Here is a 22293-nt window from a genome sequence, read left to right on the forward strand (position 1 = left end):
GGACGGATGGTGACGTTCACGGCCTCTGCCGTCGTGATCGGCCTTCTGACGGCCTCGCCGGCTCATGCTCTCAAGCTGTTCGGCATCAATCTGTTTGGGTCCGAGGAAGAGACCATAGAGGTCATCAATCCCGTTCGGTACGACGCCACGCTGTCCACAGGCGACGCCGACTCCGATCTTGCCGAACGCCTGGAGAATGCCGCCTCTCTTGTCAACGATGAGGAACAGCCGGTGTCGGGAGACCTTGGTATCGTTATCAAGGCACGAGAAGACCGGGACCGGCTGATCGCAGTCCTCTATGAGGAGGCCCGCTATGGCGGCACCGTCCATATCAGCATCGAGGGCGTTGATATCGACGCCCTCCCCCCAAACCCGACTTTCGATCACTCACGCCCTGTGCCGGTTACAGTCAGCATCATACCCGGCCCGGTCTTCAGGCTCGGCTCGGTGCGGTTCGAGGGTGACGCTGCCGGACGCGATCCCGCCGACTACGACCTTGTCCCGGGAGGAGAAGCCGGTTCCCGCGTCATTCTGAAAGCAAGCGAACGTCTGCTTGTCGATGTGAAGGCAGAAGGACGTCCGCTGGCGCGTCTGACGGAGCGGCAGGTCACCGCCGACCATCGGACGCTGACGGTGGATGTGGTGACGGGTGTGGTCAGCGGCCCCGAAGCCGACTTCGGCGCGGTGACGATCAAGGGATCACGAACCGTGAAGGCGGATTTCATCCGTCGCTATTCGCGGCTGGACAAGGGTGACCGCTACTCGCCCGAGCAGTTGCGGAAGGCCTCGGAACGTCTGCGTGAACTGGGCGTATTTTCAAGCATCACGATTCGCGAGGCAGAAGCGCTTGCACCCGACGGAACACTTCCCCTCACCATCGAGGTTTCCGAGGGCAAGCATCGTTATTTCGGATTCGGTGCAGAATACTCCTCGCTGGATGGTGCAGGCCTGCAGGGCTACTGGGGCCACCGAAACCTCTTCGGGGAGGCTGAAGCGCTTCGGATAGAAGGCAAGGTATCGGGCATCGGCGCCACAACGGACGTGACGACCTTCGACTATTCCGCCGGCATCGTCTTCACCAAGCCCGGATTTCCCGTTCCGGAAGCCACATTCGAGTCGCGTCTGGAGGCGAAAAGCGAGACGCCCGACGACATATACGAAGCGCAGACGGTCATCGGCTCTGCCGGCCTCTCCTACGAACTCAACGAGACCGACACACTGAAGGCTGGCGGAGAAATTGCCTGGATCAATGCCGACGACGCCTTCGGCGAAAACGATTACCTGACATTCAGCGTCCCCGTCGCGTTCGAGCGGGATGCCCGTGACAACAAGCTCGACCCGACGGAGGGATACTGGGCGACGATCTCGGCAAAGCCCTCCTACGAATTCTTCAACGGTAACGTCTTCTCCTCATTCGAGGGCTCGCTCTCCGGGTATCTGGGTATGGGAGCCGAAGACAACATCGTCCTCGCGGGTAAGGTTTCGGCCGGCACGCTGATCGGTGCGGAGGATCTCGCCGACATCCCCGTGACCCGCCGGTTCTTTGCCGGCGGCGGAGGATCGGTCCGCGGCTATGCATTTCGTGAGATTTCGCCCTATAATGACGCCGAGGAAGCCTTGGGCGGACGTTCTTACGCGCTCGCATCATTCGAGGTCAGGACCAAGATCACCGAGAATATCGGTCTGGTACCATTCATTGACGTCGGGACGGTCTCGACCGAAATCGTGCCTGATTTCTCCGATATCCGTGCCGGTGCGGGTATCGGGATTCGGTATGCGACGCCATTTGGGCCGCTACGCCTCGACGTTGCAGTACCGCTTCGGAAATATGACGGCGGCAGCGACTACGGCATCTATGCCGGGATCGGGCAATCGTTCTGACAGCGCCGCGAGGCGATCAACTAGGGGCAGGATGGGATGGTTCGCCTGTTGAAATGGGTTGTGAAGATCGCGCTCGTCGCGGTGGCGATCCTTCTCGTCATGGCTCTCGGTATCCTGCTCTTCGTGGGCTTGACCCCGGTTGGCAGCCAGATCGCGGCCGAGCGTATTTCATCCATTGTCTCGACACCGGAAAGACAGGTTAATTTTTCGCCTCCGCAGGGCCTTCTGAGCGGCGACCTGCAGATTGCCTCCCTTACCCTATCCGACGATGAAGGCACCTATGCAGAGATCGAGGGGCTGCACGTCGACTGGTCACCGTCCGCGCTGTTGCGCGGCGTGTTCCGTGCCGAGAATTTGAGCGTTGACAGCATCGATGTTTTGCGCGCGCCGCTTCCGTCTGCGCTGCCGGATGAGCCGCAAGCTGGACAGTCCTCCGGCTTCTCGCTGCCGGTCGGCGTGCGCGTTGCACAGATCGATATGCCTGACATCGAGATCGCGCCGGCTCTCACCGGCCGGCCCTTTTCTCTTTCTCTCAAGGGATCGATCGACGCCACCGGTCCGAACATACGGCTTGATCTCCAAGCAACCAGGCAGGATGAACCGGATGCTCGCGCCGTTGCGGACATACTGTACGCACCTGCCGAGAACCGCCTTGCTGTAACAGCGTCCGTTTCGGAGCCGCAGGGCGGCTTGCTCGCGCGCCTGCTGAAGCTTCCAGGCGCCCCCGCAGTCGACCTGGCACTCGAGGGGACCGGGCCTTTGTCAGACTGGAGCGGCAAACTGTCAGGCAGCGTGGCCGGGGACCCTGTCGTGGCAGTAGAGGGAAGCCACCAGATGCTTCCGGACGGCAGCCGCCGGGTCGAGGTCGTGGGCGGCGGCCAGTTGGCGACACTCCTGCCACCCGCGTTTCGCCCGTTATTCGAGGGCACAACCGATATCGACGTGGCAGCCAATGTTGGCCGCAACGGGCGTATCTCGATCGATAACGGCAAGATTGTTTCTGGCGCGGTCGATGTTACGGCATCAGGTGTTTGGGATCCGGAGGGCGACAACAGCCTCACGGCAAGCCTCACCGGCACCGATGGACCCGTACCCATCGTATGGCCGATTGCCGGTTACAACAGCCGGTTTGTCGTCGACACTCTCAACCTGACGGTCACCGGCGCAGCACAGTCCGCGCGCCTCAACGCAACCGCGGCACTCGCCTCAGCCGACGTGGCTCAAGGCCGCTTCGGCCAGATCAGGCTGCAGGCGGAAAGTGAAGACCTGAACCTGGTGACCCGCTCCGGCAGCGTGCGCTCCCGCTTGACAATCGGCGAAAGTGATTTCTCAAATGCTGATCTGGATCGCGCCTTGCAGGCACCGATTACGCTCGACGCGCCGCTCCGCCTCGATCTGCCGGCCATCGGTTTGGATGCGGCAACGCTCGACAGCGCGCGTTTGAGCGGAACCGTCAGCGGGACGTACAATACCACCTCCCAGAACCTCACGGGCAACTTCCGGATCACCGCAACACCGGAAGCCATGCCGCCTGCATTTGCCTCGCGCTTCGAAAGCACGATCCTGGCTGAAGGCTATGTCGAACGGACGTCCGCCAACCAGGTGAAGGTCGAGAACTTCGTCCTGAAATCTGATGCGGTGGAAGCTCATGGGAACGCGACCTTGGCTGGCGAGCAGATGACCGGCCGTCTTGCCGGGCGCGTGCCCGAACTTCGTCGCTGGCTGGCCAATGCCGAAGGCGCGGCAGGTTTCGACGTCTCGGTGGAGGGAAGGCTGGATGCCCTGTCGGTTAAAGGCGTTGCCAATGCCGCAGAGATCAGGCTGGCAGGAAAGCTCCTGCGGGATCTGCGTGTGAACGTGGAGGGCGTCGCCAATCCGCAATCGCCCGCCGGAACGGTCGAGGTGACGGGATCGATCGAGGGGCAACCGCTCAGCATTAATGCGGACCTGCGGTCGGAAGGAGGCCGCACCTCGGCGCCAGCCATCGACCTCCAGGTGGGACCCAACCGACTGGAAGGGGCTCTGAGCTTCTCTCCCGATTTCATGCCCGAAGGCAATCTGGAGTTTGAATTCCCCGACGTCTCACTGCTTGCGGCGCTTGCGGCCCAGCAAGCGGAAGGCGATCTCCAGGGCTCCGTCGCCTTCGAAAACCAGGACGGGCAAACAACAGCCGTTGTGCGGGCCTCCGGAAGCCGGGTCGCCAGCGGAAATCTGGAGGTTACCGGCCCGGTGATCGACGTGACGGTTCCTGACCTACGGGCACTTGCTGCGGACGGCACGATCCGAGCAACCCGGCTTGGAACCGCAGCAACCGCGATAGAGGCTCTGGACTTGAACTTCGCCTACCAGGATACCGGCACTCGGCTCGAGCTGGACGCCCGATATGACGACGCACCGTTGACGGGTGTGGCCACGGTAAGAACAGGCGATACCACGTCGGTTGCGCTCGAGAGCTTCGCGGCCGAACCTAGGGGCATTCCTGTCCAACTGGCCAACCCGACGACCATCGTGGTCGCGGATGGAAATGCCCGCCTGTCCGACCTCACCGTCGGAACCGGCGATGGCCGTATCAGCGTTACCGGCACGGTCGGCAGCCAACTGGATGTGCAGGCTCAGATCGAATCCCTTCCTGCAAGCCTGCTCAATACTTTCGTACCCGCACTCAATGCGGCCGGCTCCATTTCCGGGACCATAGACGCCGAAGGCTCCCTCACCGCCCCTTCGATCCGTTATGATCTCGAATGGTCGGAGGCACAGTTGCAGCAGACCAGGCAGGCGGGCGTCGGACCGCTTCAACTACAGGCGGCAGGAAGCTTCTCCGACAGGACGCTTCATCTGGACGATACACAACTGTCAGGCGCAGACGGGCTGGATATCGATGCATCCGGCCGCATCGTCCTGAACGAGAACGGACCTCCTGCACTGGACATAAACGCCACGGCCAACGCAGTTCCCGCCAGTCTTGCCAACGCCTTCGTTCCCGGCCTTGGCGCCCGCGGAACGATCGCCGGCACCGTCACTGCGGCCGGAACGCCACAGACGCCCGCCGTCCGCTACGACCTGACATGGTCGGATGCTGCCGTCGCCCAGACGACATCCTCCGGGCTTTCGTCGCTACGGGTGAGGGCGACCGGCGAGTACCGCGACAATGCCGTCACGATCGAGACGAGCCTTGCCGGACAAGGCAACCTGTCGCTCTCCGGCGGAGGCACGATTTCGCTGCAGGGAGCGCGAGCTCTGGATCTTCAGTTCGACGGCCAGGTACCCTTTGCCATCCTGGCCGGACAACTGGCAGACCAGGGTTTCGTGCTGGAGGGAACGGGCAGCGTCGATCTGGCTATCGGCGGCACGACCGCCTCCCCCTCCATCACCGGTTCCGCATCCACATCCGGCGCCCGTCTGATCGATGTCCGCCGCAACCTCGCAGTCGAGCAACTTGCCGCCAATGTCACCTTTACCGGCACCGAAGCGAATATCTCCAGCCTGACCGGCACGCTTTCGACCGGGGGCCGCGTTTCCGCCAGCGGCTCCATCGGCATCGCTCCCGGCTCCGGTTTCCCCGCAGATCTGTCGATCAGCCTGGTGGACGCCACCTATGTCGACGGCACGCTCTTCACCGCAACCGCCAGCGGAGAACTCACCGTTACAGGTCCGCTGACGGCCGGGCCTGTGCTCGGAGGCCGCATCAAGCTCTCTGAAGCGGCGATAACCGTTCCGGCCAAATTGCCGACATCCCTCACCGAGATCGAGATCCGCCACCGCAACCCGCCTCCCGAAGTCGTCCGTCAGGTCAGGGAGCTCGCGCCGGAGCAGGCGTCTGGCACCTCAAGTCCCCTGGCTCTCGATCTCCAGATAAGCGCGCCCAGCGGCATCTTCGTTCGCGGCCGCGGGATCGATGCCGAACTCGGCGGCGAACTGGCGATTTCCGGCACCGCCGCCGCGCCGCAGGTGGCGGGTGGTTTTGAGATGCGCCGGGGCCGCATCATCATCCTCACCAAGCGTCTGGACTTCACTTCGGGCGAGATCACCTTCGGCGGCGGCCTGATCCCGGTTCTCGACCTCGAGGCGACGACGACATCGGCGCAGACGACGATTACCGTGAACGTGACCGGTATCGCGAACGATCCGGATATCAGTTTCTCCTCGTCGCCAGCCCTGCCACAGGACGAGGTTCTGGCGCGACTGATCTTCGGCCAGTCGATGTCACGTCTTTCGCCGCTGCAGATCGCGCAGTTGGCCGATGCTGTCAGCCAGCTCGCGGGCGGTGGTTCCACCTCGCTTCTGGAAACGCTCCGCAGCAATCTCGGCGTCGATGACCTCGATATCAACACCGACGAAACGGGCCAGACAACGGTGTCTGTAGGACGCTATCTGAACAACCGGACGTATCTCCAGCTGGAGCAGGGCGGCGCAGAGGGCGCGCGCGCCACCATCAACCTGGATGTCGGGCGCGGGGTGAAGCTGAAAGCCGGCGCGGGAACCGAAGGCGGCACCGCGGGTATCTTCTACGAACGGGAATACTAGGCGCGGAAACTGCGTCGCGCGGGACGTGAGGCCTTTGCCGCAGGCGGTTTAGATTTATTCAACATTCTACAAATAAGGTGATCCCATCGCACCACGACACGAAGCGCGTAGCCAGGAGGCGCGTCTGCTTCCGGCCCGGCTTTCGGTGCTGCGTCGAGCGTCGCCTTGCTCCAGGCACCGGAGAGTTGGGAAGACATTGATGGCCACGATGAACACTTCTGCAAGCTACAGCGGCGAGACGCTGGAAATCATAGCATTTCGCCTTCACGACCAGGAATTCTGCGTCAAGACCACGACCATTCGCGAAATCCGCGGCTGGGCGCCGTCTACGCCGATTCCGCATGCACCGGCGGACGTGATCGGCGTCATGAACCTGCGCGGATCGGTGATCCCGATCATCGATCTCGCCCAGAAGCTCGGCATGAAGAGCGCGGTCGCAACGGAGCGTAGTGCGATCGTTGTCGCGGAAGTCCACAACATGGTCATCGGCATGCTGGTCGACCAGGTCTCCGACATTCTCACGATCCCGTCGAACCAGGTTCAGCCAGTTCCGGAAATCTCTGCCTCGTTCGACAAGTCCTTCTCCGAAGGCATCATCGCCAACGAGAACGGCATGATCTGCTTCCTGAACCTCTCCAAGATGTTCAAGGGCACAGAAGTGGAAGACCTCGCCGCCTGAGGCAGTCCCCTCCGCTTGAGCCTTCAAGAAGCCGCATGGATCCGTCCAGCGGCTTTTTTCAGTTGCAGCGGCTGTCGCTCGGCATGAGAGCAAAGGCAACCCGAGTAGCGGGCGTCAGTTGCTTGTCTCGGGAATGTTCGGCTCCGAAAGGGACTCGCCTGCGATGACGCCCTTACCCCCAGGCGCTCCGGCCGCGGCATCCTCGCCCACCCCGACGCCTGAACCCACACGCGCTTCCGGACGGCGGATCATCGGCGCGGCCTTGATGACGAGCGGCAGAAGCCCCTCGCCTCCCTGATCGAGATGTTCGAACAGATGCCGCCGCATACGTGGCTCCCAAAACTTGTTGATGTGGGTTGCGACCCCCTCCGCCCTCACCTCCTCGGGCTGGGACAGAAAGAAGGTAGCGATCTGGTTCGCCATCCGGACGAGTTTCTCTTGCGACTGATCATGCGACATGAGCGCTGCTTCCCATCTTGATGCGGTCGCTTCGTGTGAAGACTTCGAAGTCCTTGCCGCGCGCAAGCGCGACGACCGTCATGCCCGCCTCCTCGGCTGTGCGGATCGCCAGTGCAGTGGGTGCGGAAATGGCGATCAGGATTGGTGAACCCAGGATCGCGGTCTTCTGCACCATTTCCACGGAAACGCGGCTCGTCACCACGACCGCACCAGTGGCACCTTTTATGCCCTGCCGCGCCACGGCACCGATAAGCTTGTCGAGAGCGTTATGGCGCCCGACATCCTCGCGGACCATCGCCAGCCCCGTGCCCGGTATGAAGAATCCTGCCCCATGCACCGCATGGGTCTCAGCATGCAGCGGCTGGCCTTCGCCGAGAGCCGCAACGGCAGCGCTGACATGTCCAGCATCCAGCTCACAGCCTGGGCCGGAAAGCAGGGGAACCGGTCTCATCGCCTGATCGAGCGATTCCAGGCCGCACAGGCCGCAGCCAACGGGACCCGCCATGCTGCGACGACGGCGACGCAGCGCCTCCTCCTTGTCGCCCTGGAGACTGATCTGGACATCCAGGCCCTTGCCGGCGACAACCACCTCGACGGCTTCGATCTCGTCTGCCTTGCCGATGATGCCCTCGGTGAGGCTGAAACCTATGGCGAAATCGACCAGATCGCTTGGCGTACCCATCATCACGGCATGGGTTGAGCCTGCGTAGGAGAACGCGATCGGCACCTCCTCTGGAACGACCCTGACGCCTGGGCGTACACCGGTACGCCAGATCGTCTCCCTAACCGCCGCTTTCGTATCGTAAGCCTGCACCCCTTGTCCTATTCCGCTGCTTCCATCTTTCCGGCGATCCGGCGAGACCGCTGCGTCAGCTCCTCATAATCCTGCTGCCATTCTGTCGGTCCGTTCGACGGCGAGACCTGCACCGCCGTCACCTTGTATTCCGGACAGTTGGTCGCCCAGTCTGAGAAGTCGGTCGTGATGACGTTTGCCTGCGTGTCCGGGTGATGGAACGTAGTATACACGACGCCCGGTGCCACCCTGTCGGTGATGAGCGCCCTCAGGCTGGTCTCACCGGCGCGGCTGGCAAGCTTGATCCAGTCACCGTCCTTGATGCCCCGCTGCTCTGCGTCGTGCGGGTGGATCTCCAGCCGGTCTTCGTCATGCCAGACCACATTCTCCGTCCGGCGCGTCTGCGCCCCGACATTGTACTGGCTGAGGATGCGGCCTGTGGTGAGCAGTAGCGGGAAGCGCGGGCCGGTGCGTTCATCGGTTGCGACATATTCGGTGCGAATGAACTTGCCCTTGCCGCGGACAAAGCCGTCCACATGCATGATCGGCGAGCCGTCCGGATATTTCTCGTTGCAGGGCCACTGCACCGATCCCTTCGCGTCGAGATAGGTATAGGAAACGCCGGCGAAGCTCGGCGTGGTGGCCGCGATCTCGTCCATGATCTCTGCAGGGTGCGTATAGGTCCAGTTCAGCCCCATCGCCTGCGCCAGCCTTTGCGTTACCTCCCAGTCTGCGTAGCCGTTCTTCGGGCTCATGACCTTACGGACGCGGTTGATACGCCGCTCCGCGTTGGTGAAGGTCCCGTCCTTCTCCAGGAACGTCGAGCCCGGCAGGAAGACGTGCGCGTAGTTGGCCGTCTCGTTCAGGAAGAGGTCGTGCACCACGACGCATTCCATTGCGGCAAGACCTGCGGAGACGTGCTTCGTATCCGGATCGGATTGGAGGATGTCTTCCCCTTGGATGTAGAGGCCCCTGAACGTCCCTTCGACGGCCGCGTCCAGCATGTTCGGGATGCGCAGCCCCGGCTCGTTGTTGAGCGTCACGCCCCACATCTTCTCGAAGGTGTCGCGCGTGGCGTCATCCGAGATGTGCCGATAGCCCGGCAACTCATGCGGGAAGGAACCCATGTCGCAGGAGCCCTGAACATTGTTCTGGCCGCGCAGCGGGTTCACGCCGACGCCGGGACGGCCGATATTGCCAGTGGCCATCGCAAGGTTGGCGATCGCCATCACCGCGGTGGAACCCTGGCTGTGCTCGGTCACGCCGAGCCCATAGTAGATTGCCCCATTGCCGCCAGTCGCATAGAGCCTCGCTGCTCCGCGAACAAGAGCCGCCGGCACGCCGGTATATGCCGCCGTCGCTTCCGGGCTGTGCTGCGGTTCGGATGCGAACGCAGCCCAGTCTTCGAATTCCGACCAGTCACAGCGTTCGCGGATAAAGGTCTCATCAAAGAGGCCTTCCGTAACGATCACATGCGCGAGCGCCGTCAGCACCGCCACATTGGTACCGGGCTTCAACGGCAGATGGTAGGCGGCTTCCACATGCGGCTGGCGGACGAGGTCGATACGGCGCGGATCTATGACGATCAGCTTAGCTCCCTGCCGCAGCCGCTTCTTCAGACGCGAGCCGAAGACCGGATGTCCGTCCGTCGGGTTGGCGCCGATGACGACCACAACGTCGGAATACTCGACCGAATCGAAATCCTGGGTGCCGGCCGAGGTTCCATAGGCCTGGCCGAGCCCGTAACCCGTCGGCGAATGGCAGACACGGGCACAGGTATCGACGTTGTTGTTGCCGAAGCCGGCCCGGACAAGCTTCTGGACGAGGTAGGTCTCCTCGTTCGTGCAGCGCGATGAGGTGATCCCACCGATCGAATCTCGGCCATATTGGTACTGCAGCCGCCTGAATTCGGATGCGACATGGGCGAAAGCTTCCTCCCACGTCACCTCCCGCCAGGGGTCCGTGATCCTCTCGCGGATCATCGGGTTCAGGATGCGGTCTCGGTGATTGGCATAGCCATAGGCGAAGCGACCCTTGACGCAGGAATGGCCCCGGTTCGCCTTGCCGTCCTTGTACGGTACCATGCGGACGAGCTCCTCGCCGCGCATCTCCGCCTTGAAGGAGCAGCCGACGCCGCAATAGGCGCAGGTCGTGACCGCCGAATGCTCCGGCTGGCCAATAGCGATGATGGATTTCTCGGTCAGTGTGGCCGTCGGACAGGCTTGTACGCAGGCGCCGCAGGACACACACTCCGACTCCAGAAAATGCTCGTGCATGCCGGCCGACACGCGGCTGTCGAACCCGCGGCCCTCGATCGTCAACGCGAACGTACCCTGCACTTCCTCGCAGGCGCGAACGCAGCGCGAGCAGACGATGCACTTGGACGGATCGTAGGTGAAATAGGGATTCGACTCGTCCTTCGGCATCCACTTGGCGTTGATCTCGCCATTGTTGCGCGCCTTGACGTGATTTTCGCCCTCATAGCCGTAACGCACATCGCGCAGACCGACGGCGCCCGCCATGTCCTGCAACTCGCAATCGCCGTTCGCCGCACAGGTGAGACAGTCGAGGGGATGGTCGGAGATGTAGAGCTCCATCACGCCGCGGCGGATCTGCTTCAGCCGTTCCGTCTGCGTATGGACGACGAGACCGGGTGCAACGGGTGTCGTGCAGGAGGCGGGGGTGCCGTTACGCCCTTCCACCTCCACCAGACAGAGCCGGCAGGAACCAAAGGAATCCACCATATCCGTGGCGCAGAGCTTCGGCACCCGGATTCCCGCCTCAATCGAGGCGCGCATGAGCGAGGTACCTTCCGGAACGGTCACCTCGCGCCCGTCTATGGTGAGCGTGACGAGGGTTTCGGAACGGGAGGCCGGGGTACCATAGTCGATTTCGTGGATCAGAGACATTGTCTTTACTCCGCCGCTTCGACGAGGGGTGTAGGGGCGAAATCTTCCGGGAAGTGCGTCATCGCACTCATCACCGGATAGGGCGTGAAGCCGCCGAGGGCACAGAGCGAGCCGAACTTCATCGTGTTGCAGAGGTCGGCCAGCAGCGCCTTGTTCTTTTCCGGCTCTATTCCCTGCGCAATTCTGTCGGCCGTCTCCACACCGCGGGTGGAGCCGATGCGGCACGGCGTGCACTTGCCGCAGCTCTCGATGGCGCAGAATTCCATCGCGAACCGCGCCTGTCTCAGCATGTCGGCCGTATCATCGAAGACGACCACGCCCGCATGGCCGATCAGTCCATCCTTCGCCGCGAAGGCTTCGTAGTCGAACGGAGTGTCGAAAAGGGCGCGAGGAAAGAATGCTCCGAGCGGCCCACCAACCTGCACCGCCTTCACCGGCCGCCCGGTCGCCGTGCCGCCGCCGATCTCGTCGACGATTTGACCGAGCGTCAGGCCGAAGGCGGCTTCGAACAGTCCGCCATGTCTTACATTCCCTGCGATCTGGATCGGGATCGTGCCACGTGAGCGGCCCATGCCGAAGTCTCGATAGAACTCCAGACCGCGGTTCAGGATGATGGGGACCGAGGCAAGCGATATGACATTGTTTACGACGGTCGGGCGGCCGAGGAAGCCCTTGAGCGCTGGCAGCGGCGGCTTTGCCCGCACGATACCGCGCTTGCCTTCGAGCGAGTTGAGGAGCGAGGTCTCCTCTCCGCAGACATAGGCACCAGCCCCGGCGCGCACCTCCATGTCGAACGCTCTGCCGGAGCCCACTACTGAGGGGCCGAGGATGCCGGCCTCCCTTGCAACCTCGATGGCCGCGTTCATGGTCTGAATTGCGTGCGGATACTCGGAGCGGGTGTAGATGTATCCCTTCGTAGCTCCCGTCGCGAGGCCGGCGATGACCATGCCTTCGATCAGCACGAAAGGATCGCCCTCCATGATCATCCGGTCAGCGAAGGTTCCGCTGTCGCCTTCGTCCGCATTGCAGACGATGTACTTTTGCGGCCCCGGCGCTTCGGCAACCGTCTTCCATTTGATGCCGGTCGGAAAACCTGCTCCACCCCGGCCCCGCAGCCCGCTATCGGTCACGGCCTGCACGATCTCCGGCGCGGACATGGCCAGCGCGCGCTGGAGGCCCGTGAGACCTTGGCACTTGCGATAGTCTTCCAGCGAGAGAGGATCGGTCACCCCGCAACGCGCAAAGGTCAGGCGTGTCTGCTGACGCAGGAAGGGAATTTCCTTGGTCAGCCCCAGACAGAGCGGATGCTCCCCGCCGGTGAGAAAGCCGGCGTCGAAGAGACCAGCGACATCTGACGGCTTCACTGGACCGTAGGCAATCCGCCCCTGCTCCGTCCGCACTTCGACCAATGGCTCGAGCCAGAACATACCCCGCGATCCATTGCGCACGATGCGGGCGTCCAATCCCCGGGAAAGGATCTCTGAGCCCATCGCTGCAGCGACTTTGTCGGCACCGAGCGCCAGAGCCGCGGCATCACGGGGAACGAAGATGGTGACGGTCATCCGCGCGCCTCCGTTACCAATTCGCCCAGACAGCGCACATCCACACGCCCATGCACCTCGCCGTCCAGCATCGCCGCCGGGGCACAGGCACACAGGCCGAGACAGTAGACCGGTTCCAGGGTTATTGCTCCGTCCAGCGTCGTCTGGTGGAAATCGATGCCGAGTAACTGGCGGGCTGCGAGAGCGAGGTCGTCTCCGCCCATCGCCTGGCAGGCCTCGGCGCGACAGAGTTTCAACACATGTCGGCCTGCGGGCGCGTTCCTGAAGTCGTGGTAGAAGCTGACCACGCCATGGACCTCGGCTCGCGACAGGTTGAGTTCGTCCGCGATCACCGGCTTGACCTCTTCCGGGATGAAGCCGAACTCGCTCTGGAGAGCGTGGAGGATTGGCAGCATCGGGCCTTCCAGATGCTTCATCTCTCGGATGATGGATCGCGAACGTTCGGCATATCCGCCGCTCGCTACATGTACGTTCATGGTATTAACCTCCCGGAGAGACAGTGGCCTCTCCGCGCACGGGGCGCATTGGGAAAGTTTCACGCTAGCCTGGCTCAGCGTCAATAACGGCTTTCCGTCGCGTGATAGACAAAACCTATCAATCCAGATCGTCTGCGCTTAGGTTCCGGGCTTGGTGAAGCAGAGCGGATACAAGCGGCGTGAAAGGTTCCCGGTGGGTCGCCACAAGGCCTACCAAGTGGCTCGCCTCCGGCTCCACGATCGGGACCATGCGGATTTCCTTGGCGAAGCCGAAGGAGTGGGCGACGTTCCTCGGCATGATGCTCGCCCATTGGCCGGTACTGACATGCGAAAGCAAAACGACCATGGAATTCGATTCCAGCGTCGGCTCCACCGTGACGCCTGCTTGTTCCAGGTGCTGGTTGATGATCCGACGGTTCTGCATGTCCGGCGTCAATAGGCAAAGCCGAACGTTCTCCATCTCGTGCCAAGTGACGGTATCGCGATCCGAATAGAGCGTGCCTTCCGCCGTCACCAGCGTGTAGCGCTCCGCATAGAGCGGTACGCTCGTAACCCGGCCGAGCGGCTCGTTGTCGAGATATGTGATACCCGCGTCGATCTCGAAATTGTCGAGTTGGCTTAGGACCTGCAAGGATGTGCGCGAAACGACCGAGAAGGTGACGTCGGGATGCTTGGCCTGGAACGGCTCGGTCAACCGGGGAATCATGGCAAGCGCGGTCGGGATCGCTGCTAGCCGGATATGCCCTGACAGGCCGGACTTCGCAGCCCTCATTTCCTCGCGCATGGTCCGGGCATCACCAACGATCCTCTTGGCCCATTCCAGTACCCGCTGCCCTTCCGGCGTCAGGCCCTGATAGCGGGTGCCACGAACGACGAGCACGACGCCGAGTTGATCCTCGAGTTGACGGATGGCGGCCGAAAGCGATGGTTGAGATATGCCGCATTCAACGGCCGCCCGCCCGAAGTGACCCTCGCGGGCGAGGACGATGAAGAGTTCGAGCTTGTCCAGCATGCGGCACTATCCCGACGAAAGCCGCACAACAGCAAGCCGCAGGCAGAAGCGCAACAAAAAAGGCGGCCCAGCGGCCGCCTTTCGAGTGGTCTCTTCGCCGATCAGGCCGGCAGGATGGCGCCGTTGAGTTCGGTAAGCTGGGACAGATATTCTTCGAGCTTGGTCTTATGCTCGTGATCGGTCGCGGCACCCGCATCGCTACGGGCAGCCTCGATCCGCGCCTGCAGCGTCTCCCGCGTCACGTCGGAAAGCGGCAGGGCCGATTCGGCCAACACCGTGCAGCCGGTCGGCAGGATGTCCGCAAAGCCGCCGAACACGACATATTTCGCTTCCTGGCCGGCCGCCGACTTCACCGTCACCACGCCCGGCTTGATGGTCGTCATCGTAGGAGCATGGTTCGCAAGAACCGTCATCTCGCCCAGCGTAGCCGGGATCACGACTTCGGTAACCTTTTCGGAAAGGAGAAGGCGTTCCGGAGAGACGAGCTCGAAATTGAAGGCGTCAGCCATGGCGGTTCACTTCTTCACGTGTTTCATGCAAGGGCGCGCCGCAATTGCAGCGCGCCCGCTGGTCCTGCTTAGGCAGCAGCTGCCAGCTTTTTCGCCTTTTCCATCGCCTCTTCGATCGAGCCGACCATGTAGAAGGCGGCTTCCGGAAGATGGTCGTACTCGCCGTTGACGAGACCCTTGAAGCCCTTGATCGTGTCTTCGAGAGCAACCAGCTTGCCCGGCGAGCCGGTGAACACTTCGGCGACGAAGAACGGCTGCGACAGGAAGCGCTCGATCTTGCGGGCGCGGGCGACGGTCATCTTGTCCTCTTCGGACAGTTCGTCCATGCCGAGGATGGCGATGATGTCCTGCAGCGACTTGTAGCGCTGCAGCGTCGTCTGCACCTGGCGAGCCACTTCGTAGTGCTCTTCGCCGACGATCATCGGGTCGAGCATGCGCGACGTGGAGTCGAGCGGGTCAACGGCCGGATAGATACCCTTTTCAGCGATCGAACGCGACAGAACGGTCGTTGCGTCGAGGTGGGCGAACGAGGTTGCCGGTGCCGGGTCGGTCAAGTCGTCGGCCGGGACGTAGATGGCCTGAACCGACGTGATCGAGCCCTTGGTCGTCGTGGTGATGCGCTCCTGCATCTGACCCATGTCGGTGGCCAGCGTCGGCTGGTAACCCACGGCCGAGGGGATACGACCGAGCAGAGCCGACACTTCCGAACCTGCCTGGGTGAAGCGGAAGATGTTGTCGACGAAGAACAGAACGTCCTGGCCCTTGTCGCGGAAGTCTTCAGCAATCGTCAGACCGGTGAGCGCGACGCGCGCACGTGCGCCCGGCGGCTCGTTCATCTGCCCGTAGACGAGAGCTGCCTTCGAGCCTTCGCCGCCACCGTGCTTGTTCACGCCGGATTCGATCATTTCGTGGTAGAGGTCGTTGCCTTCACGGGTACGCTCGCCAACGCCCGCGAACACGGAGTAACCGCCGTGCGCCTTAGCAACGTTGTTGATCAGTTCCATGATGAGAACGGTCTTGCCGACGCCGGCGCCGCCAAACAGGCCGATCTTACCGCCCTTCGCGTAAGGAGCGAGAAGGTCGACGACCTTGATGCCGGTCACGAGGATCTGCGCTTCCGTGGACTGCTCGACGTAAGCCGGAGCTTCCTGGTGGATGGCGCGCAGGGTTCCGGTGTCGAGCGGACCTGCTTCGTCGACTGGCTCGCCGATGACGTTCATGATGCGGCCGAGCGTCTGGTCCCCGACCGGCACCGAGATCGGAGCGCCGGTGTTCTTCACCTGCTGGCCGCGAACGAGGCCTTCGGTGGAGTCCATCGCGATGGTACGCACCTGGTTTTCACCAAGGTGCTGCGCGACTTCCAGAACGAGGCGGTTACCGTTGTTATCGGTTTCCAGTGCGTTCAGGATCGGCGGCAGTTCGCCATCGAACGAAACGTCGACAACGGCGCCGATCACCTGCGTCACCTTGCCGACGGAGGTGCCGGCGTCCAGGGTAGCTGCGATAGCCATGTTTCTTACCCTCTTTCCTTATCTCAGAGCGCTTCCGCGCCCGAAATGATTTCAATGAGTTCCTTGGTGATCTGCGCCTGGCGCTGACGGTTGTAGGACAGCGTCAGCTTGTTGATCATCTCACCGGCATTGCGCGTCGCGTTGTCCATTGCGGACATCTGAGCGCCATAGAAGGATGCGTTGTTCTCGAGCAGCGCGCGGAAGATCTGCACAGCCACATTGCGCGGCAGCAGATCCGCGAGGATTTCTTCTTCGCTCGGCTCGTATTCGTAAAGGGCTGCCGACCCGCTTCCGGCATCCGCTTCGTCGAACTTGGCCGGAATGATCTGCTGGGCCGTGGCTACCTGCGCGATCACCGACTGGAAACGTGCATAGAACAGCGTGGCAACGTCGAACTCGCCCTTGTTGAAGAGGTCAAGCACCCGGCGCGCAACATCGTCCGCATTGGCAAAGCTCAGTTGCTTCACTTCGCGGAAGGTTACGTAATCGACGATGTTGTCCTTGAACGTCCGGCGCAGGATGTCATTACCCTTGCGGCCGACCGTCAGGATCTTCACCGTCTTGCCTTCCCGGATCAGCTTCAAAGCATGATCACGGGCAAGGCGGATGATGGACGAGTTGAAGCCACCTGCAAGACCACGCTCACCAGTCGCAACGACGAGAAGGTGAACCTGATCGCGGCCGGTCCCGGACAGAAGCAGTGGCGCTTCAGCATTGCCGGCATTGGCGGCGGACAGGCTGGCCAGCACCTTGTTCATGCGTTCCGCGTAGGGACGTGCAGCCTCGGCCGCCTCCTGCGCACGGCGCAGCTTCGCCGCGGCGACCATCTTCATCGCCTTGGTGATCTTCTGCGTCGCCTTGACGGAGGCGATCCGGTTTTTCAGATCCTTAAGTGAAGGCATCCGTTATCGGTCCCCTAAGGGTTAGTGTGCGTGATCCGGGGCTCAGGCGAAGGACTTGGCGTAGGCGTCGAGCGCCGCCTTCAACTTGGCCTTGACGTCGTCCGACAGAGCCTTCTCGGTGCGGATCGCATCGAGGACATCCTTGCCTTCCGAACGCATGTAGGTGAGCAGACCCTGTTCGAACTTGCCGACATCGCCGACCGGGATCTTGTCCAGGTAGCCGTTGACACCTGCGAAGATCACCGCAACCTGCTCTTCCGTTTTCAGCGGCGAGAACTGCGGCTGCTTCAGGAGCTCGGTCAGGCGCGCACCACGGTTCAGCAGGCGCTGTGTTGCAGCGTCGAGGTCCGAGCCAAACTGGGCGAACGCCGCCATTTCACGATACTGGGCAAGCTCGCCCTTGATCGAACCGGCAACCTGCTTCATCGCCTTCACCTGCGCGGCGGAGCCAACGCGGGAAACCGACAGACCGACGTTCACGGCCGGGCGGATACCCTGGTAGAACAGGTCGGTCTCGAGGAAGATCTGGCCGTCGGTGATCGAGATCACGTTGGTCGGAATGAACGCCGAAACGTCGTTACCCTGGGTTTCGATGACCGGCAGGGCCGTCAGCGAACCGGCACCGCGCTCGTCGGAGAGCTTGGCCGCGCGCTCGAGAAGACGCGAGTGCAGATAGAAAACATCGCCCGGATAAGCTTCGCGGCCCGGCGGGCGGCGCAGAAGCAGGGACATCTGGCGGTAGGCGACAGCCTGCTTGGAAAGGTCGTCGTAGGCAATCAGCGCATGCTGCCCGTTGTCACGGAAGTACTCGCCCATCGCGCAACCGGCGAACGGTGCAAGATACTGCATCGGAGCCGGGTCGGAGGCCGTTGCGGCGACGATGATCGAGTACTGCAGAGCACCGCGCTCTTCCAGAACCTTCACGAACTGCGCGACGGTCGACCGCTTCTGGCCGATAGCAACATAGACGCAGAACAGCTTCTCGCTGTCCGGACCGTTGTCGTGGATCGGCTTCTGGTTCAGGAAGGTGTCGAGGATGATGGCGGTCTTGCCGGTCTGACGGTCGCCGATGACGAGCTCGCGCTGGCCGCGGCCAACCGGGATCAGGGCGTCGATGGCCTTGAGGCCGGTCGACATTGGCTCATGAACCGACTTGCGCGGAATGATTCCAGGCGCCTTTACGTCGACACGCGAACGGCGCGTCGCGTTGATCGGGCCCTTGCCGTCGATCGGGTTGCCGAGCGCATCGACGACGCGGCCAAGCAGCTCCGGGCCGACCGGCACGTCAACGATGGCGCCGGTCCGCTTGACGGTGTCGCCTTCCTTGATCTCACGGTCCGAACCAAAGACGACCACACCGACGTTGTCGGCTTCGAGGTTGAGGGCCATGCCGCGCACGCCGCCGGGGAATTCGACCATTTCACCGGCCTGGATGTTGTCCAGACCGTATACGCGGGCAATACCGTCACCAACGGAGAGAACCTGGCCGACTTCGGATACCTCAGCCTCCTGACCGAAGTTCTTGATTTGATCTTTCAGAATTGCGGAAATTTCCGCGGCGCGGATATCCATCAGCCAACCTCTTTCAGTGCAAGCTTAAGGGTGGAAAGTTTGGTGCGAAGGGAGGTGTCGATCTGTCGCGACCCGACCTTGACGATCAGGCCACCAAGAAGCGAGGCATCCACCTTGACGGCGACGACCACGTCCTTGCCAGTGACGCCCTTCAGCGCCGACTTGAGTTCTTGTTCCTGGGCCGGCGTCAACGCGTGTGCGGACGTCACTTCGGCCGTAACTTCGCCGCGATGGGCGGCTGCGATCTGGCGATAACCCCGGATCATGCCCGGCAGGGCGAAAAGGCGACGATTGCTCGCAACGACCTTCAGGAAGTTGGCGACCATGCCGCGGATGCCAGCCTTGTCGGCGACTGCGGAGATGGCACGCACCTGCTCCTCGGCGGAAAAGACCGGGCTCTGGATCAGGCGCCGCAGGTCCTCGCTCTCGTCCATCATAGCCTGGAACCGGTCGAGATCCGCGCCGACTGCATCGATCGAACCTGCCTCGAGCGCCAGCTCGAAGAGCGAGGATGCATAGCGCTCAGCTACACCGGAAATCAGCTGGGACGTGTCAGCCACGGGCACAGTTTCCCTTGATTGTCATCAACGGCCGGACCTCGCGGACGGAGATCGATAAGCCCTTGTGAGTATTTGCTATTTTGTTGAAAACAACCAGCTTTTGGGCTGGCCCCTTCAGACTTTCGCGGTTCGTCTACCATAGGATCTATGGACTCGCAACACGGCAGATAGGCTAAAACGTCCGGGCTAGAAGGGGTTGAACCGATTTTATCACCCTGCCTGTGCGGATTCGGGATGAGAAGCAGCGAACCGCGCTAGAAATAGCCGAGAACATAGCCGAGCGGCAGCGCAGCGAGCGCGAGCTGCGCGATCAGCACCAGGGCGTTGATGGTTATTCTGCCGCGGTCGAGGAAGAGTGATAGCAGACGCCCCAGCGCCGCAAACCCGAGCGCGCTGCCGAGCATGAGATAGGTGAAGTCCTGCGCAAGGGCGATCGCTGCCAGCCCCAGGCCCAGGTGGAGCCCGCCAATCGAGCGCGTCGCGCCGAAGCCGACGGAGGTGACCTCCCCCGTGACCAGCCCCCCTGCCCTCAGCAGCCGGGCCGGAAACAGCATGGTCAGAAGACCGAATACCGCGACGAGAAGGGCGGCCAGGAATGCCAGGCGCTCCGGCAGCTCGGCGGGAAAGTAGAGTTCCAATGTTCACTCCTGAAAATCGTGAACTGCCCCAATACCAGCAGGCCATTGATTCTCAAAGGAAGCTCTGGGGATCGACGTCGATCTGCACATGCACCGAGCCGCGAACCTTGGGCCCCTGCGCCACCATGCTCTTCAGGAAGGCCTGCATGTCGGAATTCCGCCTGCCATGGACCAGGAGTCGGAAGCGATGCCGGCCCCTGACCAGCGCCAGCGGCGCCTCGGCCGGCCCGAGCACGGCAACTCCGGAGACATGCGGAGCGGCGGCACGCAGGCCGCGCGCATGCACCTCCGCATCGGCACGGCTCTCGGCGGACACGATGATCGACGCCAGCCGGCCGAAGGGCGGCAGGATCGCGCGTTCCCGCTCGATGATCTCCCGCTCATAGAACGCCCCCGCATCACCGGAAACGATCGCCTGCATGACCGGATGCTGCGGCTGGTAGGTCTGCAATAGTCCGTGGCTCTTGAGCCCTGTCCGCCCTGCGCGTCCCGTCACCTGGCTGAGCAACTGGAAGGTTCGTTCAGCGGCACGGGGATCGCCATTCGCCAGCCCCAGATCCGCGTCGACGATGCCGACAAGGGTCATCAGCGGAAAATTATGTCCCTTCGCCACCAGTTGCGTGCCGATGACGATGTCCGCATCGCCGCGGGTGATCGCCTCCAGCTCCAGCCGGAGACGCTTGACGCCGCCGAGCAGGTCGGAAGACATGACGATGGTGCGGGCGTCTGGAAAATGCCTTTCCACTTCTTCCGCGATCCGTTCCACGCCCGGACCGCATGCGACGAGATGGTCGAGCGTGCCGCAGTCGGGGCACGCCTCCGGCGTCGGCTCGCTATAGCCGCACTGATGGCACTGGATCTGGTTGCGGAACCGGTGCTCGACCAGCCAGCTCGAGCATTGCGGGCACTGGAAGCGATGTCCGCAGACCCGGCACAGGGTGAGCGGTGCATAACCGCGCCGATTGAGGAACAGAAGCGCCTGCTCGCCGCGCTCTATGGTCTTGCCCACGGCCCTCAGAAGCACAGGAGACAGGAAGCCACCCCGTTCGGGGGGATGCTTGCGCATGTCGATCAGGTGGAGGTCCGGCAGTGCCGCTTCGCCGTATCGTGTCGGCAAGTGCACCAGGTGGTAACGCCCGGCCTGTGCGTTTACCTGGCTTTCCACCGATGGCGTCGCAGAGACGAGGACGATCGGGAAGTCGCCGATCCGGGCCCGCACGACCGCCATGTCGCGCGCATTGTAGAAGACCCGGTCTTCCTGTTTGTAGGCGGGGTCGTGTTCCTCGTCGACCACGATCAGGCCGAGGTTTTCGAAGGGAAGGAAGAGCGCCGAACGGGCGCCAGCGACCACCTGCACCTCCCCCGTGACGATGCCCCGCCAGACCTTCTCGCGCATCCGCGGCGAAAGCTCGGAATGCCATTCGCCAGGCTTAGCCCCGAAGCGGTCCTCAAAGCGCTCCAGGAAGCTCGACGTCAGGGCGATTTCAGGGAGGAGGATGAGCACCTGCCGGCCCTGCCGCAATGTTTCCGCGATCGCTTCGAAGTAGACCTCCGTCTTCCCGGAACCGGTAACCCCATCGATGAGCGAGGCGGTAAAGCCGCCTTTCCTGACGAGGTCGACGATGTCGCGAGCAGCATCCTTCTGCGGCCCCTCGATCCGCGACGGCGCATAGTCCGGATCGGGCCTCGCGACCACCGGCGGCGGCGGCAGGAAGACAGTCTCGAACAGCCCCTGCTGCGTCAGCCCGTCAACGACGCTCGTGGAAACGCCGGCGGCATGGGCGAGGCCGGCCCGCGTCCACGGCACGTCCTCGCCGACCAGGGCGAGGACCCTTGATCGCGCCGGTGTCATCCGCTCCGGACGCCCGCCGACATAGCGTACACCCTCCACCATGGGCTCGGGCTCCAGTGCTGCGGGGGCACGGATTGCCATGCGCGCCACCAGGCCCGGCGGAGACAACGTATAGCTCGCCACCCACTCGATGAAGCGCCGCATCTCGGGGGAGAGAGCAGGGCAGTCGAAAGCCAGCGTGATCGGCCGCAGCTTCTTCGGATCGAGCCTGTCGTCGTTGCCGCCCTCCCAGACGACGCCGATCACTTGGCGCGGGCCGAGCGGCACCTGCACGACGGAGCCCGGCTCGACATGCATGCCGGCTGGTACGGCATAGCTGTAGGGACCCGGCGCCGGAAGCGGCACTAGCACCGGAACGACGCGCTGGACCGATGGCTGGGCCAGGAGTTCACCGAAGAGCGAGGAGGAATCTGGGCTCATGCGGCGGGACCTTGCCCCGAAGCCCGCAAAAATG

General features: G+C 62.8%; 16 protein-coding genes. 3 read left to right on the forward strand and 13 right to left on the reverse strand.

From position 1 onward, the window contains the following. Nucleotides 1–6 precede the first annotated feature (6 nt). The 3 genes from NT26_RS16485 (at nt 7) to NT26_RS16495 (ending at nt 7084) form a co-directional block, all read left to right on the forward strand. A complete protein-coding gene (locus tag NT26_RS16485) occupies nt 7–1881 on the forward strand; it encodes an autotransporter assembly complex protein TamA (protein WP_052640348.1) in 1875 nt (624 codons plus the stop codon). A gap of 36 nt (nt 1882–1917) precedes the next feature. Continuing rightward, nucleotides 1918–6405 (forward strand): translocation/assembly module TamB domain-containing protein, encoded by a 4488-nt coding sequence (locus tag NT26_RS16490; RefSeq protein ID WP_052640349.1) that lies wholly within the window; start codon nt 1918–1920, stop codon nt 6403–6405. A 199-nt stretch (nt 6406–6604) separates the two neighbouring features. Continuing rightward, a complete protein-coding gene (locus tag NT26_RS16495) occupies nt 6605–7084 on the forward strand; it encodes a chemotaxis protein CheW (RefSeq protein ID WP_052640350.1) in 480 nt (159 codons plus the stop codon). A gap of 114 nt (nt 7085–7198) precedes the next feature. On the opposite strand, the gene NT26_RS16500 is transcribed toward NT26_RS16495, so the two are convergent. The 13 genes from NT26_RS16500 to NT26_RS16560 all read right to left on the reverse strand — a co-directional run bounded on the left by NT26_RS16500 (nt 7199) and on the right by NT26_RS16560 (nt 22259). Next, nucleotides 7199–7543 (reverse strand): formate dehydrogenase subunit delta, encoded by a 345-nt coding sequence (locus tag NT26_RS16500; protein ID WP_052640351.1) that lies wholly within the window; start codon nt 7541–7543, stop codon nt 7199–7201. Beyond that, nucleotides 7533–8357, reverse strand: a complete 825-nt coding sequence (fdhD, locus tag NT26_RS16505; protein ID WP_052640352.1) for a formate dehydrogenase accessory sulfurtransferase FdhD — start codon at nt 8355–8357, stop codon at nt 7533–7535. The genes NT26_RS16500 and fdhD overlap by 11 nt, the downstream gene beginning before the upstream one ends. An 8-nt stretch (nt 8358–8365) precedes the next feature. Then, nucleotides 8366–11245, reverse strand: coding sequence for a formate dehydrogenase subunit alpha (gene fdhF / locus NT26_RS16510; RefSeq protein ID WP_052640353.1), 2880 nt, complete (start codon nt 11243–11245; stop codon nt 8366–8368). Between the two features lie 5 nt (nt 11246–11250). Next, nucleotides 11251–12807, reverse strand: coding sequence for a formate dehydrogenase beta subunit (locus tag NT26_RS16515; protein WP_052640354.1), 1557 nt, complete (start codon nt 12805–12807; stop codon nt 11251–11253). Next, on the reverse strand, nt 12804–13283 hold the full coding sequence (locus NT26_RS16520) for a formate dehydrogenase subunit gamma (protein ID WP_052640355.1): 480 nt from the start codon (nt 13281–13283) through the stop codon (nt 12804–12806). The genes NT26_RS16515 and NT26_RS16520 overlap by 4 nt, the downstream gene beginning before the upstream one ends. 118 nt (nt 13284–13401) lie before the next feature. Continuing rightward, complete coding sequence (locus tag NT26_RS16525) at nt 13402–14295, reverse strand: LysR family transcriptional regulator (RefSeq protein WP_052640356.1); 894 nt, start codon at nt 14293–14295, stop codon at nt 13402–13404. 101 nt (nt 14296–14396) lie between these two features. Further along, complete coding sequence (locus NT26_RS16530; RefSeq protein ID WP_052640357.1) at nt 14397–14804, reverse strand: F0F1 ATP synthase subunit epsilon; 408 nt, start codon at nt 14802–14804, stop codon at nt 14397–14399. 68 nt (nt 14805–14872) lie between these two features. Further along, nucleotides 14873–16315: a F0F1 ATP synthase subunit beta gene (atpD, locus tag NT26_RS16535; protein WP_052640358.1), complete on the reverse strand. Its 1443-nt coding sequence runs from the start codon at nt 16313–16315 to the stop codon at nt 14873–14875. A gap of 23 nt (nt 16316–16338) precedes the next feature. Further along, nucleotides 16339–17217: a F0F1 ATP synthase subunit gamma gene (locus NT26_RS16540; RefSeq protein ID WP_052640359.1), complete on the reverse strand. Its 879-nt coding sequence runs from the start codon at nt 17215–17217 to the stop codon at nt 16339–16341. A 42-nt stretch (nt 17218–17259) separates the two neighbouring features. After that, complete coding sequence (gene atpA, locus NT26_RS16545) at nt 17260–18789, reverse strand: F0F1 ATP synthase subunit alpha (protein ID WP_052640360.1); 1530 nt, start codon at nt 18787–18789, stop codon at nt 17260–17262. Next, on the reverse strand, nt 18789–19355 hold the full coding sequence (locus tag NT26_RS16550; protein ID WP_082077746.1) for a F0F1 ATP synthase subunit delta: 567 nt from the start codon (nt 19353–19355) through the stop codon (nt 18789–18791). Before NT26_RS16550 ends, atpA begins: the two co-directional genes overlap by 1 nt. Before the next feature lie 248 nt (nt 19356–19603). After that, nucleotides 19604–19987 carry a hypothetical protein gene (locus tag NT26_RS16555; protein ID WP_052640362.1) on the reverse strand — a complete coding sequence of 128 codons (384 nt, stop codon included), beginning with the start codon at nt 19985–19987 and terminating at the stop codon, nt 19604–19606. 52 nt (nt 19988–20039) lie between these two features. Next, nucleotides 20040–22259, reverse strand: a complete 2220-nt coding sequence (locus tag NT26_RS16560; RefSeq protein WP_052640363.1) for a primosomal protein N' — start codon at nt 22257–22259, stop codon at nt 20040–20042. Nucleotides 22260–22293: the final 34 nt, after the last annotated feature.

Origin of the sequence: Pseudorhizobium banfieldiae (assembly GCF_000967425.1) — a bacterium.
Classification (GTDB): domain Bacteria; phylum Pseudomonadota; class Alphaproteobacteria; order Rhizobiales; family Rhizobiaceae; genus Neorhizobium; species Neorhizobium banfieldiae.